This window comes from Microvirga aerophila, assembly GCF_003332305.1.
Taxonomy (GTDB): Bacteria; Pseudomonadota; Alphaproteobacteria; order Rhizobiales; family Beijerinckiaceae; genus Microvirga; species Microvirga aerophila.
The window spans coordinates 1-16,373 of record NZ_QOIO01000015.1 but is presented as its reverse complement, the minus strand read 5'-3'; the positions used below and the strand labels follow the sequence as shown (position 1 = coordinate 16,373).

The 16,373-nt window shown below is 66.4% G+C and carries 17 protein-coding genes; 6 read left to right on the top strand and 11 right to left on the bottom strand.

The window, feature by feature from the left end; all coding sequences use genetic code 11:
- Window positions 1-57: 57 nt before the first annotated feature.
- Window positions 58-705: a DUF1345 domain-containing protein gene (locus DRB19_RS10095; RefSeq protein WP_162815641.1), complete on the top strand. Its 648-nt coding sequence runs from the start codon at window positions 58-60 to the stop codon at window positions 703-705.
- Here DRB19_RS10095 and DRB19_RS10090 read toward each other — a convergent pair.
- The 4 genes from DRB19_RS10090 to DRB19_RS10075 form a co-directional block, all read right to left on the bottom strand.
- Entirely contained in the window at window positions 702-1,247 is a 546-nt protein-coding gene (locus DRB19_RS10090; RefSeq protein ID WP_114185919.1) for a regulatory protein RecX, read from the bottom strand. The genes DRB19_RS10095 and DRB19_RS10090 overlap by 4 nt on opposite strands.
- Entirely contained in the window at window positions 1,244-1,993 is a 750-nt protein-coding gene (locus tag DRB19_RS10085; RefSeq protein WP_245439384.1) for a phosphatase PAP2 family protein, read from the bottom strand. Before DRB19_RS10085 ends, DRB19_RS10090 begins: the two co-directional genes overlap by 4 nt.
- 94 nt (window positions 1,994-2,087) lie before the next feature.
- A complete protein-coding gene (locus DRB19_RS10080; protein WP_114185917.1) occupies window positions 2,088-3,290 on the bottom strand; it encodes a winged helix-turn-helix domain-containing protein in 1,203 nt (400 codons plus the stop codon).
- 44 nt (window positions 3,291-3,334) lie between these two features.
- Window positions 3,335-3,811: a DUF1772 domain-containing protein gene (locus DRB19_RS10075; RefSeq protein WP_114185916.1), complete on the bottom strand. Its 477-nt coding sequence runs from the start codon at window positions 3,809-3,811 to the stop codon at window positions 3,335-3,337.
- Between the two features lie 346 nt (window positions 3,812-4,157).
- Here DRB19_RS10075 and DRB19_RS10070 point away from each other — a divergent pair, with 346 nt between their 5' ends.
- Window positions 4,158-5,660 carry an MDR family MFS transporter gene (locus DRB19_RS10070; RefSeq protein ID WP_114186005.1) on the top strand — a complete coding sequence of 501 codons (1,503 nt, stop codon included), beginning with the start codon at window positions 4,158-4,160 and terminating at the stop codon, window positions 5,658-5,660.
- A gap of 8 nt (window positions 5,661-5,668) precedes the next feature.
- Here the strand turns inward: DRB19_RS10070 and DRB19_RS10065 are convergent, their stop codons facing one another.
- Window positions 5,669-5,902, bottom strand: coding sequence for a hypothetical protein (locus DRB19_RS10065; protein WP_114185915.1), 234 nt, complete (start codon window positions 5,900-5,902; stop codon window positions 5,669-5,671).
- A 194-nt stretch (window positions 5,903-6,096) separates the two neighbouring features.
- Here DRB19_RS10065 and DRB19_RS10060 point away from each other — a divergent pair, with 194 nt between their 5' ends.
- From DRB19_RS10060 to DRB19_RS10050, 3 genes are all read left to right on the top strand, one after another.
- Entirely contained in the window at window positions 6,097-7,638 is a 1,542-nt protein-coding gene (locus tag DRB19_RS10060; RefSeq protein WP_114185914.1) for a helicase HerA domain-containing protein, read from the top strand.
- Between the two features lie 59 nt (window positions 7,639-7,697).
- A complete protein-coding gene (locus tag DRB19_RS10055; RefSeq protein WP_114185913.1) occupies window positions 7,698-9,134 on the top strand; it encodes a M20 family metallopeptidase in 1,437 nt (478 codons plus the stop codon).
- Window positions 9,135-9,439: 305 nt separating this feature from the next.
- Window positions 9,440-10,381 (top strand): ring-cleaving dioxygenase, encoded by a 942-nt coding sequence (locus DRB19_RS10050; RefSeq protein WP_114186004.1) that lies wholly within the window; start codon window positions 9,440-9,442, stop codon window positions 10,379-10,381.
- Here the strand turns inward: DRB19_RS10050 and DRB19_RS10045 are convergent.
- Window positions 10,368-11,288 (bottom strand): Gfo/Idh/MocA family protein, encoded by a 921-nt coding sequence (locus DRB19_RS10045; protein WP_114185912.1) that lies wholly within the window; start codon window positions 11,286-11,288, stop codon window positions 10,368-10,370. The two genes, DRB19_RS10050 and DRB19_RS10045, sit on opposite strands and share 14 nt — an antisense overlap.
- Window positions 11,289-11,492: 204 nt before the next feature.
- Here DRB19_RS10045 and DRB19_RS10040 point away from each other — a divergent pair, with 204 nt between their 5' ends.
- Entirely contained in the window at window positions 11,493-12,314 is an 822-nt protein-coding gene (locus DRB19_RS10040) for a MipA/OmpV family protein (protein ID WP_114185911.1), read from the top strand.
- A 424-nt stretch (window positions 12,315-12,738) separates the two neighbouring features.
- Here the strand turns inward: DRB19_RS10040 and DRB19_RS10035 are convergent, their stop codons facing one another.
- From DRB19_RS10035 to DRB19_RS10015, 5 genes are all read right to left on the bottom strand, one after another.
- The gene (locus DRB19_RS10035) at window positions 12,739-13,512 is read right to left on the bottom strand and encodes an ABC transporter permease (protein WP_114185910.1); all 774 of its coding nucleotides are present in this window, start codon (window positions 13,510-13,512) and stop codon (window positions 12,739-12,741) included.
- Complete coding sequence (locus DRB19_RS10030) at window positions 13,509-14,291, bottom strand: ABC transporter ATP-binding protein (RefSeq protein WP_114185909.1); 783 nt, start codon at window positions 14,289-14,291, stop codon at window positions 13,509-13,511. Before DRB19_RS10030 ends, DRB19_RS10035 begins: the two co-directional genes overlap by 4 nt.
- An 18-nt stretch (window positions 14,292-14,309) precedes the next feature.
- The gene (locus tag DRB19_RS10025) at window positions 14,310-15,281 is read right to left on the bottom strand and encodes an ABC transporter substrate-binding protein (protein WP_114185908.1); all 972 of its coding nucleotides are present in this window, start codon (window positions 15,279-15,281) and stop codon (window positions 14,310-14,312) included.
- Between the two features lie 228 nt (window positions 15,282-15,509).
- The gene (locus DRB19_RS10020) at window positions 15,510-15,938 is read right to left on the bottom strand and encodes a DoxX family protein (protein WP_114185907.1); all 429 of its coding nucleotides are present in this window, start codon (window positions 15,936-15,938) and stop codon (window positions 15,510-15,512) included.
- Between the two features lie 189 nt (window positions 15,939-16,127).
- A partial coding sequence (locus tag DRB19_RS10015; RefSeq protein WP_162815640.1) for a MarR family winged helix-turn-helix transcriptional regulator occupies window positions 16,128-16,373 on the bottom strand: 246 nt, incomplete at its 5' end.

The following is a 16,373-nucleotide window of genomic DNA, read 5'->3' as shown; positions in this document are numbered from 1 at the left end:
GCAGGCGAGTTCATTTGACCTTGGGTTCCCGTGGCCAACTCCTTCGGAGCAAACGAGGTGATCGGAACACGATTCTGGGCTCCCTTGCGCCCACGGCTTCTCTGCGCTGCTCTTGCGGCCATCGTGGTCTTCATCCTCGCCCCCACCACGTGGCAGACGAATTCGCGCCTGCTCGTCGCCTGGGATGTGGGCGTGGTGGTGTATCTGGCTCTCGCCTGGATCATGGCCGCCCGCTCGTCGCCCAGCGACATGCGCGAACGAGCCGCCCTGGAGGACGAGAAGGCGGTGGTGGTCCTCGTTCTGACCCTCGTGGCGTCGGTGGCGAGCCTTGGAGCGATCGCCGTCGAGCTTTTGGGCGTTCACGCCGATCCGGCGCAGCAGCAGGTTTTCGGGCTGTCGGTTGTCGCCGCCACGATCCTCTGCTCCTGGTTCTTCGTCCATACGATCTACGCCATCCACTACGCGCACGAATACTACGCCGACGAAGGACGGAGGCGCGGCCTGCAATTTCCCGACGAGGACAAGCCGGATTACTGGGATTTTCTCTATTTCTCCTTCACCATGGGAGCCGCGGCCCAAACGTCCGACGTCATCATCGTGTCGAAACGCATGCGCCGCCTGGCCCTCGCGCACACCATCCTGGCCTTCCTGTTCAACACCACGATCCTGGCGCTCGCGGTGAACGTCGGGGCAGGGCTCCTTTAAGCCTCGAGATCCTCGATCTCGCCGTCGATGATCCGGCGCGCCAAGTCGAACCGGAAGCCCGCGCGGGCGAGAGCGGCCAGGTCCTTGTCCCGATAGGGCGCCCGCTCGCCCAGCCTGAAGGGCCCCAGCTTGCGGCGGCGCGCGAAAGCGAGCGCGGCTTTGTCCTCGTCGCTGTCTTCCCCTTCAAGGGCTGCCGCGATGGTGGCGCGGTCGACGCCCTTGGCCGAGAGCTTGGCCTGAATAGCGCGAGCCGACCCGCCCCGTCGCCGCAGGGTGGCGACGCGCGCCTCGGCAAACCGGGTATCGTCGATCAGCCCGATGCGCAGGCTCTTGGCCACCACCTCGTCGATGGCCTCATGGAATTCCGCCGGATCCTCGCCCCGCAGGCGGCAGCGCTTGTCGACCTTGCGCCGGAGCACCCGGCGCAGGTTCTCGGCCGAGGAGGAGTAGCGTTCGAGATAGGCCATCGCGGCTCGCTGCAGATAGGCCGGCGTGACTTTTCGCGGGACCTTCCTGACCGGCTTGTCGTCGCTGTCCGTCATGAGCTCTCGGGCTCGGGGGAGGAGGTCTCGCCGGGCTTCTCCACCTGTCCGCGCCGCTGCAGTTGCAAGGCGACGAACCAGCAGAGGGACGCCCAGGCCGCTCCGACCGACCACCCGGCCAGAACGTCGCTTGGCCAGTGGACTCCGAGATAGACGCGGCTTGCGCCCACCAGGAGGGTGATGATGACCGCGAGCATCATGATGAACGCCCGGGCCCGCCGGCTCTTCTCGACCCGCGCCAGCAGAGCGCCCAGGGTCAGATACGTAACGGCGGAGAGCATCGCATGGCCGCTCGGGAAACTGGCCGTATAGACCTGCGCCGCATGAGGCACGAGGTCGGGCCGCGGCCGCTCGAAGCCGAGCTTGAGGCCGTTGGAGAGCAGGGTCCCGCCAATGATGGAGACAAGTACCAGGAGCGCCGCGCCGCGCTTGCCGGCCATCATCAGATAGGCCCAGGTCACCCAGGTGATGATCGCCAGAATGGCATAGCCCCCGAGCCCCGTGATGTCCCTGGCGGCCTCCTCCAGCCAGCCGGGCCCGAGGGGATCGGCAAGGTTCGTTGGATTGCGAAGGGCAAGCAGCAGCTTGCTGTCGAGGTCGTGGGTATCGCCCTCGCGCACGTCGTCGGCCAACTCCATGAAGCCCCAGGCGAAAAACCCGAAGCCCGCAAGGGAAATCAGCGGGCCGACCTCGTTCAGGCGCAGGCGGACCCAAAGGCGTGTGGCGGGAGCGATCAAGGTATCCATCACGGCAGACATAGAGGGGAGGCCTGTTCTGGCGAGTGGGGCGACTTCTTTCGCCCCGCTGTTTTAACAGCATCGCCCTGAGAGGCTGGCGCCATCACGCAAGAATCGCGCCGATCCGCTTCGTCGATTGATCCGGGACCGCGATATCGCCAAGCCCCAGCCAATGCGCCATCAGGCGCAGTTCCTCGCCCAGGGCCGGGGCGATCTCGTCGGGCGGCGCGGAGGCCTCGGGATGGATCGAGTGGACGATGAGCCGGCCGTTGGCCCTGTCCGCCTTGAGGTCTACACGGGCGACGATCCTGTCGCCCAGCACGAAGGGCAGGCAGTAATAGCCGAACTCGCGCTTCTCGGCCGGGGTGTAGATCTCGATCCTGTAGCGGAAATCGAACAATCGCTCCGTGCGGGTGCGCTCCCATACGATGGGATCGAACGGCGGCACGAGGGCCCTGGCCTCGACCCGGCGCGGAAGGCGGGCTTGCGGGTCGAGATAGACGGGGGCGTTCCAGCCTTCCACCGTGACGGGGACAAGGTCTCCCGACTCCACCAGTTCCGGGATGCGGGCCTTCGCGTCAGAGGGCTCGAGACGGAAATAGTCCCGCAGGCAGCGCTCGCTGGCGACGCCGAGCGCCCGGATCGACAGCCGCAGGAGTTCGCGCTGCGCCTCGTCCTCCGGCGGCGTCGGGGCGTTCAGGACAGCGGAGGGCAGCACCCTCTCGGGCAGGTCGTAGATGCGCTCGAAACCGCGCCGCGTGGCGGTGGTGACCTCACCGGCCCAGAACAGCCATTCGAGCGCCCGCTTTCCGTCGCTCCAGCCCCACCAGGCGCTCTGGCTCTTGCCGCCATCGCTCAATTCGCCCGCTCCCATGGGACCGCGCGTTTCGATCTCGCGCCTCACCCCGTCGATGAAGGCGCGCTTCTCCCGGCCGAACCGGGCGAGCCCGCCATAGATGCCTTCGCCCCGGGCCGCCCGGGCCATGCGCCAGCGGAAGAGCGGGTGGAGATCGAGCCGGATGAGGGAGGCCTCGTGCCCCCAGTACTCGAATGTGGCGCGCTTCTTCGGATGGTAGGCGCTCGTCTCCAGGAGCGCGCGGTCATAGGCCCCGAGTCGGGAGAAGAGCGGCATGTAATGCGCCCGCACCAGCACGTTCACCGAATCGATCTGAAGCAGGTTCGAGCGGTTGATAACCCTGGCGACGTGGCGGGCGGCCGGGGCGGCCGGGCGCGCGTCGGTGAAGCCTTGGGCGGAGAGCGCGATGCGGCGGGCTTGCGAGACGGACAGGCGGGTGCGAGGCGTCATGAAAGGGTCGTTAGCCCGAAGGGGGCGCTTTCGGCAAGCACCGGCTAACGGCTGGTGCGGACAACCGAAAGCACGATGGCGATGAAGCCGATGAGCTTGAGGGCCGCAACCGCCATATGTCCCGTCTCCCAGCGATGGCGAACCGCGTTGAAATCATCCGGAATCGGACCAGGAACCCAGGTTGCCAGCACGGAGTTCGCCGGGGCAACCCAGCCGAACCATACGACGAGGCCGAGGGTGAGCAGGACTGCGCCCGCCAGCGCCCATCGGAAAGGCTCGCGTTCCTTGCGCAGAACGCCGGCCAGGATGGCCGCGGCGAGGATCGCCCCGAGGTCGATCGGCGCGCCCACAAGCGCGAAGAGCCGAAACTGGCCGTTGAACACGGTCGCGTCGCGCCACAGTTCCGGCGACCAGACCATCAGGCGCGGCGGGGCCTCGAGCACATGGGCGAAGGACGGCCCGAGGCTGAGGGCCGATAAGACCAGCGCCGCAACACTGCAGACCTTGAGAGCCTTGCTCATCCGTCCGACCGCATGCCGAGTGTCTTCCGATAACTCTCTACCTCATCCCGAGAAGCCGCGTCAGCGGCGTCTCGAAGGACGTTCCAGCGGATGCCTTAGACGCCCTCGTGCTTCGGAATGCTTCGCTTCTCAGGATGAGGGCCGGGGCGGCGATGTTTCACCGTGAATCAGCCCCGACCACCGCGAGGCTTTCCGCGGGTGGATGGAACAGGCGATCCTGCCAGCCGTTCCGTCCGCACCGATCCGCCATGGCGTCGGGCCGAGGCGCATATCTGCCCTGCAACGGGCGTTAAGACAAATGCCTTCCCGCTTGCCATAGATGGGCGGAAGCAACGCGACGGACACGATGGATCAGCGAACGAACGAGACCCTGCACCGCGGCCCGGGACGTGAATTGAGCCAAGCCGAAATCCGCAGGATCATCTTTGGCGTCATGCTGTCGATGCTGCTGGCGGCCCTCGACCAGACCATCATCGCCACGGCCCTGCCCACCATCGGTCACGAGCTCGGCGACCTGGAGCACCTGCCCTGGGTGGTGACCGTTTATCTGCTCACGGCCACCGCCGTGACGCCTCTCTACGGCAAGTTCAGCGACAGTCACGGCCGCCGCATCACCATGCTGATCGGCATCGTGGTGTTCATCATCGGCTCCGTCGCCTGCGCCCTGGCTCCCACCATGTTCGCCCTTATCCTGGCCCGGGGCGTCCAGGGCCTCGGCGGCGGTGGCCTGATCGCGCTGGCGCAGACCATCGTGGCGGATCTCGTGCCGCCGAAGGAGCGCGGAAAATACCAGGTCTATTTCGCGAGCGTCTTCATGACCGCGAGCCTGCTCGGACCGGTGCTGGGCGGCTTCTTCGCCGAGCACCTGCACTGGTCGGTGATTTTCTGGATCAACCTGCCGCTGGGCCTCGTGGCCTTAGTGATCGCCTATCACGGGCTGAAAAAACTGCCGCGCTTCGACCGGCCGCACAGGCTCGATCTCCTGGGAGCGCTGCTCCTGGTGCTGGCCACCGTCTCGCTCCTCCTCGGCCTGAGCTGGGGCGGCCTGCGTTACCCCTGGGGCTCGTGGCCGGTCCTCGGTCTCTTCGCCGCCTCGGTGGTGTTGTGGGGGCTATTCTCGGTGCGCATGCGCCTTGCCCTGGAACCGCTGATTCCGCCCGGCGTGCTGCACAATCCCGTGGTGCGCATGGGCACCCTCGCGGCCTGCTTCGGCATGGGCACCTATATCGGCCTCACCATCTATCTTCCGGTCTATTTCGAGAACGTGCGCGGCCTCTCGGCCAGCCTCTCGGGCCTCGCCCTGATCCCGCTCATGGCCGGCACGGTCGTGGGCGCCACCGTGTCCGGGCGCGCGATGGCCAAGGTAAAGCACTACAAGCACCTGCCGATCGCCGGCCTCCTGGTGGCCATGATCGCAACCGCCGTCATGGCGGCTATCGGCGCCCGGATGCCGCTCGTGGCGGTCGAGCTGGTCCTAGCCCTCATCAGCGTCGGTCTCGGCACGCTCCTGCCGGTCTCCACCGTGGCGATCCAGAACGCGGTCGCGCCGCACGAACTGGGAACCGCGACCGGCACGGCGAATTTCTTTCGCTCGCTCGGCGGCGCTTTCATCGTGGCGATCTTCGGGGCGATCGTCCTCACCGGCGCTGGCCTGAGCGGGGGCGGGAGCTTCGAGAGCCTGGCGGCTTCGGCCGCACAAAGCGGCGTGAATCTCAGCGACGTGTTCTCGCGCGTGTTCATCGCCGCCGCCATCGGGTTCGCCATCGCGTTCCTGTTCCTGCTGGCCATGGAGGAGCGGCCCCTGCGCGGCAGCGCCGTCAAGGCCGCCGAGGCGGCGGTTGCCGATTGAGCCCCGGTCTAGCGCCGTTGCCGAATCAGGATCATGACCACGGAGACGATGATCACGAGCAGCAGCGCGATGCCGGTATACTCGAAAATCCGCTCCGCCCGGGCGGCCGCGGCGGGCGGCGGGCCTGTATCCTGGATGAGGGGTTGCGCCACGGCAGCCGTCATGACCGGCTGGTGGGAGCCCTCGACTGAAAGGATCGCGGCTCCGGCAAAGGCATCAAGAGCGGAAAAGACCAGAAACATCGTTCCTCCTGCGACCCACGAGGAAAAGCGGAAGGTTAATGACCCCGGTGATGCGTTGTTTCCTCCCCGTGCCTGCGGCCTCATGCCTGGGGATAGCGACGCAAGCCTGTGGAGGATTCGTCGCCGGAGGGCACTTTCCTCATGATTGCCGTGTTAGGACCAAGCCGGTTCGGGATTGGGGCTGAGGGAGGCTGATGAAGGCTGGGATCGACATGGGGGTGGTGTCCTCCGCACCGGGAGGAACGTCGGCTCTGCTCGACCTGGAGGAGCTTCTGGCGACGCGTCTGCTCGTCCAGGGCAATTCCGGCTCCGGCAAGTCGCATCTGCTGCGCCGGCTCCTGGAGCAGAGCGCCGGGGTTGTCCAGCAGGCCATCATCGACCCGGAGGGCGATTTCGTCACGCTCGCCGACAAGTTCGGCCACGTGGTGGTGGACGCCTCGCGCAGCGAGGGCGACATCCAGCGCATTGCCGCCCGGGTGCGCCAGCACCGGGTCTCCGTGGTGCTGAGCCTGGAGGGCCTGGACGCCGAGGCGCAGATGCGCTGCGCGGCGGCCTTCCTGGGCGGCCTCTTCGATGCGGACCGCGATTTCTGGTATCCCATGCTGGTAGTGGTGGACGAGGCGCAGCTTTTCGCGCCCGCCGCCGCCGGCGACGTGTCGGACGAGGCGAGAAAAGTCTCCCTTGGGGCCATGACCAACCTCATGTGCCGCGGCCGCAAGCGCGGACTTGCGGGCATCATCGCCACGCAGCGCCTCGCCAAGCTGGCCAAGAACGTGGCGGCGGAAGCCTCAAACTTCCTCATGGGCCGCACCTTCCTGGACATCGACATGGCCCGCGCGGCCGATCTTCTCGGCATGGAGCGCCGGCAGGCCGAGATGTTCCGCGACCTGGAGCGCGGCCACTTCGTGGCCCTCGGGCCCGCCCTGGCGCGCCGGCCGGTGCCGATCCGCATCGGCGATGTGGAGACCTCCGCCCGCAGCGGCACATTCAAGCTCGTGCCGTTGCCAGAGCAACCCAAGGAGGACGCGCGCGATCTCATCTTCAAGCCGGGCGAGGACGAGCCGGTGCGCCCGGTCATGCCGCGCCGTGCCCCTCCGCCGCCGGCCCCGTCCACCAACGACCTTCTGGCCCAGCTCGCCCGCACGCGTCCGGCCGCCGCGCCGGAGGCGCAAGTCGAGGCGACGGAGGAAACCAAGGCCGAACGGGATGCCGCGGTCGATGCCGTCCTGCGCGAGATCCTCGACGATCCGGAGGCAGCGTTCCGCACCGTCGCGGTGCTCTACCAGGACTTTCTGGTGCGCTGCCGCATCCGCCGCGTCGGCGGCGAGCCGTTGAGCCTGCCGGCCTTCCGCCGCCGCCTCGCAGTGGCCCGCGCGGGTGTCGACACGGCGACCGCCGAGGGACCGGAATGGGACCGCGCCGTCGCCTTCGCGGCCGATCTGGCGGAAGACATCCAGGGCGTCTTCCTGCTGTTGGCCCGCGCGGCGCTCGAGGGCGCACCCTGTCCGCCGGACGGCGAGATCGCCCGCGCCTGCGGCAGCCGCTCCCCCGGCCGGGCCCGGCGTCTCGTGGCCTATATGGAAAGCCGCAATATCGTGGTGACCCGCAACGACCCGCGAGGCCTTCGCATCATCGCGCTGCCTGATCTCGGGTGGGAGACCGGACCGGGCGACCCGAACGCCTTCGAGGAGCCGCAGGCCTCGTCCGACAACCGGGATCTGTTCGCGGTCGGCTGACAGAAACTCGCGTTCCGGCTAGATCATGTGCCGCACATGATCGACGCCAGGAGAGCAGAATGCAGAACGACCGTTTGAGCCTTGATGAAATCGCCCGCGGCGTGGACGCCAAGGCGCAGGCCTATTGTGATTTGAGCGACCGCATCTGGGCGATGCCGGAGCTGGCCTTCGAGGAACACCGGTCGGTCGAGGAACAGATCACGACGCTGGAGGCCGAGGGTTTTCGCATCACGCGAAATGTGGGCGGCATGGCAACTGCCTTGGTGGCCGAGTACGGGCGCGGCGGACCCATCGTGGGAATTCTCGGCGAGTTCGACGCGCTGCCCGATCTTGCGCAGAAATCAGGCCTGACCGAGCATTCGCCCACGGTCAGGGGCGCACCCGGGCATGGCTGCGGCCACAACCTTCTCGGCGCCGGCTCCGCGCTTGCGGCTGTTGCGCTTAAAGATGCGCTGGAGGCCGAAGGAATCGCAGGCACGGTGCGCTATTACGGCTGCCCGGCGGAGGAGAGCGGATCGGGCAAGACCTTCATGGCCCGCGCGGGCTTGTTCGACGATCTCGACGCCGCCTTCTGCTGGCACCCGAACGTGGTCAACGAGGTGGTGACCACGAGTTCGCTCGCCTGCATTCAGGCTTACTTCCGCTTCAAGGGCCGCGCCGCCCATGCGGCCGCATCGCCCCATGTGGGCCGTAGCGCGCTCGATGCGGTGGAGCTCATGAATGTGGGCGTGAACTACATGCGCGAGCACATGCCCTCCGACGCGCGCGTTCATTACGCCGTCACCAACACGGGCGGCGATGCCCCGAACGTAGTGCAGGCCTATGCGGAATCGCTCTACCTCGTGCGCTCGCCGCATTTGCCGGACGCGGAACGCCTGTTCGAGCGCGTGAAGAAGATCGCCGAGGGCGCGGCGCTCATGACCGAGACCAGCGTCACGGTGCAGATCACCGACGCCACCTCGAACATCGTGCCCAACCGGGCGCTCGAGGAGGCCATGTACGAGAACATGAAGCGCCTCGGCCCGCCGCCTTTCGACAGGAGCGATTTCGCCTTCGCCGAAAAGCTCAGGAAGGCGTCTCTCACGGACGAGGAAATCCTGGCGAGCGTGAAGCCTTATGACATCTCGCTGAAGACGCAGGTGCTTCACGACGGCGTCCTGTCCATGCCGACCCGCGAGGAGGTCATGATGGGCACGACGGATGTGGGCGACGTGAGCTGGATCGTGCCGACGGTGCAATGCCACACCGCGTGCTTTGCCATCGGCACCCCGTTTCACACCTGGCAACTCGTGGCGCAGGGCAATCTGCCCGCCGCCCACAAGGGCATGGTGCTGGCCGCCAAAGCCATGGCGGCAACGGCTGCCGACTGCCTGCGCAACCCGGACCTCATTGCCCGCGCCAAGGCGGAATTGCAGGAGCGCACCGGCGGCAGGACTTATGTGTGCCCGATCCCGGACGACGTGACGCCGGACGATCTGCGCGCCAAGGCGGCTTGAGGTGTGACACGGGTTCCCTCCTCCTTTGCGGGGTGGGGCTACCTCAGCGTCCGGGTGAGGATGTTGAGGCGGGCCGCTTCTTCACCTCTCCCATGGGGAGGTCGGGCCTTCAGGTCCGGGTGAGGGGCGTGCCCTGTCCGGAGAGGACGTAACCCCTCACCCTCGCTGCGCTCGACCTCTCCCTCAGGGAGAGGTGTGGCGGCGGCGTCTCTTTGCGTTTTAGCAAGCCACCTTTGGCGCCCTCCGCCATCGCCATTGCGCTGTTGCAATCATATCTTCTTCGCAACACAGCAACGGAGTGCGCTATGCAACTCACCGGAATTCATCATCTGACCGCCGTGACGGCCGACGCCGCCGGCAATCATGCCTTCTACACTCAGGCGCTGGGCATGCGCCTCGTGAAGAAGACCGTGAACCAGGACGATGTCAGCGCCTATCACCTGTTCTATGCGGACGGCCTTGCGTCTCCCGGCACCGACCTCACGTTCTTCGACTGGCCGGTTCAGCGCGAGCGGCGCGGCACCCACAGCATCTCGCATACGGCCCTGCGGGTGAGCGGCGAGCGGAGTCTGCAATGGTGGAAGGAGCGCTTCGACGCTCTCAAGGTCACGCATTCCGGCATCGTCGAGCGGGACGGCCGCCTCTGGATCGACTTCGAGGATCCGGAGGGACAGCGCCTGGGCCTCGTGGACGATGGTGGGACTGGCGACGGGCCGCATCCGTGGGATCGTAGCCCTGTGCCGGCCGAGCACCAGATCCGCGGCCTTGGCCCCGTCACCATCAGCGTGCCCAAGCTCGATCGCACGGCCATCGTGCTGACCGACGGCCTGGATATGCGGGCCGCGCGGGAATACCGCTCGGGCGACACGCCGGTCCACGTGTTCGAGATGGGCGAGGGCGGACCTTCGGCCGAACTCCATGTGGCCGTGGAGCCGCATCTGGCGCCCGCCTACCCGGGCGCCGGCGGGGTGCATCACGTGGCGTTCCGCACGCCGAACGAGGAGACCTACCAGGCCTGCGCCGAGCGCCTGCGCAGTTTGCGGGCTCCGTCGAGCGGCCCCGTCGACCGCTATTACTTCAAGAGCCTCTATTTCCGGGAGCCCAATGGCATCCTGTTCGAGATCGCCACGGACGGACCAGGATTCGCCACCGACGAACCCATGGAGACGCTGGGCGAGCGACTGGCGCTGCCGCCGTTCCTGGAGCCGCGCCGGGCGGAGATCGAGGCCGGGCTCAAGCCGCTGTAGAGGTTTGCCTCTCCGACAGAATCCCCTCGATGAGGTCGACCACCGAAGCCGCCTCGCGCAAAGTCGCGAGGCGGTTTTCTTTTCCACCCAGGAGCTTCGCCAGCTCGGCGATCTGATGGCCGTCCGCCCGGACCGGCTCGATGTTGCCGCCCGAATGGGTGAGCCGGTACCATTCTGTCATCACGGCGAGGTCCTTCGATCCCTTCACCTCAAAGCGGTTGAACTCCTCGGCGTCGCCCTCCACGCCGGCGTCGATGGTCATGCGAGCCTTGGCGAATTGCAGGACCGCCCGCACGCGGGTTTCGCTGCCGAGCGGCCCACGCATCACCTCGCGATCCACAAGCTGCCCCGGCCCGAACAGGCGAAGGGCCAGGAACGCGAAGTGGGAAACGACCTCCCGGGTAAAGCCGCCCTGTTCCGGGCCAGCGAGCCAGGCGGCCGCGCCTTGCTGCCAGCCCCGAGGCCAGGTGCGGAACCGCAAGGTCAGATGGGCCGTGAGATCGTCGCCCAGTGCGCCGGTCTCGACCAGCTCCTTCAGCCGAACGGCCGCCGGAGCCGTCGCGAAGGGAAAGTTCACGGCCGCCGGAACGCCTGCGCGAGCGACCGTCTCCAGGCAGGCGCGTGCGCTCGTAACTGAGGCCGTCAGGGGCTTTTCGCAGAACACGGCCTTGCCGGCCTGAACCACGGCGCGCACGAGTTCCTCGTGGGTGGTGGGGGGCGTCGCGATGTAGATGCAGTCGATGGCAGGGTCGTCGAGAAGGCTTTGGATGCTCGACACGCGCGGCACGTCGGTCTCGACCGGCGCCGGATCGTAGGCGGCCACGATCCTGAAATCCGGATTGGCCTTTAGGCCTTCGATGAACCGTCGTCCCATGACGCCAAGACCGATGATGCCGATACCGTACATGATGGATGGAAGCTCCTGGTGTGAACCTGTGGCCTATAGGTTGTTACCCGTCGCAGGGCGAGACGGCGGAAAGAATTCGGAAACCTTGATTCTGTATCGGTTTGGCCACGCTGCTCGCTGTCGTAACGGCAGACCGCCGATGTGGCTTGACCTTAAGGCAGTTTGAGGTCACGACGGAAGGGTCCGAACCGCACAGGAGCAGCCATGCGTTTGTCGAAATCCCTTGGCGTCGTATCTCTTCTGGCGATGGCCTCGACGATGGCACCCGCTGATGCGGCGGACCTGTTCTTCAATCCCGAGCCGATCACCACCTCGGGCTGGACCGTCACCCTCAAGGCGAACCTTCGGGCCGCCCCGTCCTATCCGGGCTCGGACGACCTCAGCTTCTACGGTTTCCCGTCGGTGAGCTTGCGCCGCGCTGGAACGCCCGAGCGCTTTAGCGCCCCGGACGATGGGGTCAGCTTCTCGTTTCTCGACGATTCCGCCTTCCGGATCGGCGTCGTCGGCCGGTTTCAGGGTGGGCGCTACCTAGAGGACAACCGGGAACTCTTCGGCCTGCGCAAGGTCGATTGGGCGGTGGAGCCGGGCATCTTCGTGGAATACTGGCCGGTGGAGTTCCTGCGCGCCCGCGCGGAGATCCGCCGCGGCTTCGGCGGCCATGAGGGATTCGTGGCGGACCTGGGCCTCGACTGGGTCCAGCGGTTCGGCGCCTTCACCACCTCCCTCGGGCCGCGCCTCGCGCTGGGCGACAATGAATTCACCCGAACCTATTTCGGCGTGACGCCGTTCGAGGCGGCCCTCAACGGCCAGGTGACTCCCTATAACCCATCCGGCGGCATCACGTCGGTCGGCGCGCTTGCGGGCGTGACTTATGAATGGTCCCCTGCCTGGTCCACGACCGCTTACGTGGCCTACCGGCGTCTCGTGGGCGATGCGGCCGACAGCCCGATCGTCAAGCAGTTCGGTTCGGAGAACCAATACAGCCTGGGCCTGACGGTGTCGTACTCGTTCAACACCGGTTCCTGATAAACCGGCTGATCGCCCCGCTCTCGGGCTCAAGGCCCTGGCGGCGTCCTTTTGCGCCGTCATCCCGGATCGCCTTCGGCATTCGGGATGACCTGGCACGTGCGCCATCATCACCCCCTCCTGGTGGGCCGAAACAGATCGCTTTTATCCTTTACGTAAGGTTAAGCTGCCCTAAATGGCGGCCATGCAGCTTGACCGTTATGAGATTGTGCCTGCCGGCGATCATTGGGCCGTGCGGCTGAACGCCGAAATCCTCCGCGTCTTCCGGCGGCGAAACGATGCGATTCGGGCGGCGATCGAAGCCGCGCAGGTGTCCCAGGAAAGCGGCAACACCGCCGAGGTGCTGACCGAAGGTTGGGACGGCACCGTCGTGCGACTCTTCACCTTCAAGGGAATCGCCTCTCCGACGGGGCCCGAGGGGAGCTCACGTCTCCTTCACGTTCGTGCCCCAGCGGTGATGCAGGAAGCGCTCCCAAGGCGAGAACAAGAGGCGGTCCGCCAGGAGGCCGATCAGCACGATGACGATCATGATTCCGATCACCTGCTCCATGGCGTTCAGTTCGCGCCCGTAATGGAGCAGATGGCCGAGGCCGAAGCCGGTCAGGATCGTCACGTAGATCTCCGCCGCCATCAATGAGCGCCAGGCGAAGGCCCAGCCCTGCTTCATGCCGCTGACCAGGAACGGCAGCGAGGCCGGCAGGATCACCCGGGTCCATTTATGGAAACCCTCCGATCCCATGGTGCGGGCCGCGCGGGCGTAGATCGGCGGGATCGTGCGCGCGCCGTGATCGGTCGCGATGATCACGGACCAGACCGTGCCCATGATCACCACGAAGAGCATCGCGCCTTCCGACTGCCCAAACCACACCAGCGCCAGGGGCACCCAGCACACGCTCGGCAGGGTCTGGAGCCCCAGGGCGAGCGATCCGACCGTGTCTTCGAGAACCTGCGAGGTGCTGGTCAGAAGCCCGAGGGGCAGACCGATGATCACCCCGGCCACATAGCCAATGAGGAGCCGTTTCAGGGTCACCCAGGCGGCTTCCCAGAGACTGCCGTCAAGCGCCGCCCCCCAGAGATACTCCGCCACGGTCACGGGCGACGGGAGAAGCACAATCGACCAGCGGCCGCTGCGCACCGCAAGATCCCACAGGACCACGAGGGCCGCGAAGAAGAGGAAAGCCACGGCCACGCGCCTCATTCGGAAACGCTCCCTCTCAGGGTGCCCTTGAGGGCTGCCGCGACCTGCGAGGTATAACCGGCGAGATCCGGGCTGTTGATGTCGCGCGGGCGCGGCAGGGGGATGTCGAAGATCCGGGAGATGCGTCCGGGCGAGGGCGACATCAGGACGACCCTGTCTCCCAGGCACACGGCCTCGCGCACGTTGTGCGTCACGAACACGATGGTCTTGCGGCTCTCTATCCAGATGCGCTGGATGTCGTCGTAGAGCTGATCGCGCGTGAGGGCGTCAAGCGCTGCGAAGGGCTCGTCCATGAGCAGCACCTGCGGGTCGGGTGCGAGCGCCCGCGCCAGGGCGACCCGCTGCTTCATGCCACCCGAAAGCTCGTGCACATGGGCGTGTTTGAACTTCTCCAGACCGACGAGATGCAGGAAGTGTTCGGCGATCTTCTTCCGCTCGGCGCTACTTAGGTCAGGCCGAAGCTTCAGCCCGAACATGACGTTTCCGAAGGCGTCGAGCCACGGAAACAGGGCCGATTCCTGAAACATCACGAGGCGTTGCCGCCCGGGCCCCTGGACCAGCTTGCCATCGGCCATCACCCGGCCTGCATCCGGCAGGGTGAGGCCCGCCATGATGTCGAGAAGCGTGGACTTGCCGCAGCCGCTCGGGCCGATGAGGCAGACGAACTCTCCCCCGGCAATGTCGAGGGAGACGTTGTCCAACGCCTGAACAGCGGCCCGCGACGTGGCGAAGCGCTTGGAAACGCCCTCGACGATGAGCTTGGGCGCGGTATCCGTCATAGAAGCCTCGAGCCGCACTCAGGGCGCCTCGATCAGTCGATCCAGGTCAGGCGTGCCGCGCAGGAAGCCAACCTGCTGGGCGCTTGTCACGAAGGCCTGGAAGGCCTGCAGGCTCGTGTCCGACGTCACGGCCATGCGGGCCCACGCGCGGGCAACGAGTTCGGGCGCCATCTCCACGCGGAACGCGGCCTGCAATTCATCACGCGCAAGGCGTTGGGCCTCTTCGGGATTTTGGCGAATCCAGTCGGTGAGTTCGCGATGCGCCGCCACGAAGCGCCGCGCGAGGTCGCGATCCTTCGCCAGGAAGGCCGCGCTTGATGTGAGAATGGTCGTGATGGCGTCCTTTTCCTCCACCAGGACCTGACCACCCGCCTCCGATTCCAGGCGCGACACCCAGGGCTCCACGGTCCAGACCGCGTCGAGCTGCTTGTTCTGGAACAGGGACAACTGGTCGGGATTGGATGTCGGCACGACCTGTGCGTCGCCGCCGGTCTGGGTGATGCGCAAGCCTCCGGCGACAAGCCAGGCGCGGGCAGCCACATCCTGGGTGTTGCCGAATTGTGGTGTGGCGATGCGCTTGCCGCGGAAATCCGCCGGTTTGGCAAGGCTGCTCCCTTGCTGCACCACAAGGGCGGAGCCGCCGTTCACCGCGCCGGCGATGACGCGCAACTCCTCGCCGCGGGAGCGCGCATAGGCGTTCAGGGCCGGATTGGGTCCCACATAGGTGAGATCGATCGCCTTGGCGAAGATCGCCTCCATGGCGCTCGGCCCTGCATTGTAGGCGTACCACTCGATCTTGACGCCGGAGCCGAGCCGATCGGCGAACCAGTTCTTCCCTTGCCTTTCGAGGGCGCGGGCCACCAGCGCCTGCACATGGGTGATATTGGGAAAATGGCCGACGCGCACCGTGGTGGTCTGCGCCATGGCGGGTGCGTGAGTCGCTAGGAACGAAAGTGCCGAAATCAGAATGAGCCGCCAAGCGTGTCGCATCGGTTCACCTCCAGCAGGAGGAGAAGAGGCTAGAAGCTCCGCCGAAAAGGTCAATGGACGCCCGGCCGGAAGCGACTCCGAGTTCGCCGCCTGCCAGGGGCCTAGCGTTGCGCCGGTTGTCCGGCTTGCGTGGCTTTCTGCTCATGGAAATGGCCGGAACGGGCCCGGCCATGACAAGGTAAGGTGTCGCCCGGTCGCAGCGCGGGCAGACGGCCTGTCGCCGAGGCGTCACGCCGCCTGGGGAATGCCGTTAGCCTTGGCGGATCCGCCTGCCGACTTGCGTCCGAGATACGCATCGAGGCTCAGGGAGCCGGGACCTGCGAACACCAGGTACAGGAAGCCGAAGCAGAACAGGATGGCGGCGTCGCCCCCGTTGAGCGCCGGGAAGAAGCTCTTGGGCGCATGGGCCATGAAATAGGCGAAGGCCATAAGGCCCGAGAGCACAAAGGCGACCGGACGCGTGAAGAGACCCACGATGAGCAGCGCGCCGCCGACGAGTTCCAGGACACCGGCGATCCAGGGCAACGAGAACGCGGCCGGGTTCATGTTGCTGGCCGGGAAACCCAGGATCTTCTGGGTGCCATGGGCAAAGAACGTCACGGCGAAAACAACGCGCATCAGGCTGAGCGCCAGCGGAGCGAAACGGTCGAGAGTCATAAGAGGTCCTTGGCTGGTAAGTTGGGAGCGCATATTTGCTGCACTGCAACACGGCTTGGCAAGCCAGCCGGCTCCGGTCCGCTCCATTTCCCCAATCACGATTTCGTTGCCAAGGCTGATCGGCAACCGAGATGCTGAGGCAGGCATTTGTGCTGTCGTGGTCCAAATAAGGACTTCGCCGAGCCTCCCTCAATGCGCTTCGAGAACTTGCTCAAGCTTGTCGAGGGTCGAGAGCAGGGAGGCCGCCTCCGGACCCAGGGCGGCGAGCAAACGTTTTTCGAACGCCATCGCCCGTGGGACGATATCGTCATAGACCCTTCGACCCAGGGCCGTGAGGGTCAGGATTTCCTCCCGGCGATCCTCGCTGCTCTCGCGGCGCTTGAGCCAGCGCCGTTCCTCCAAGGCCCTGACCGCCCGGCTGACCTTGGTCTTGTG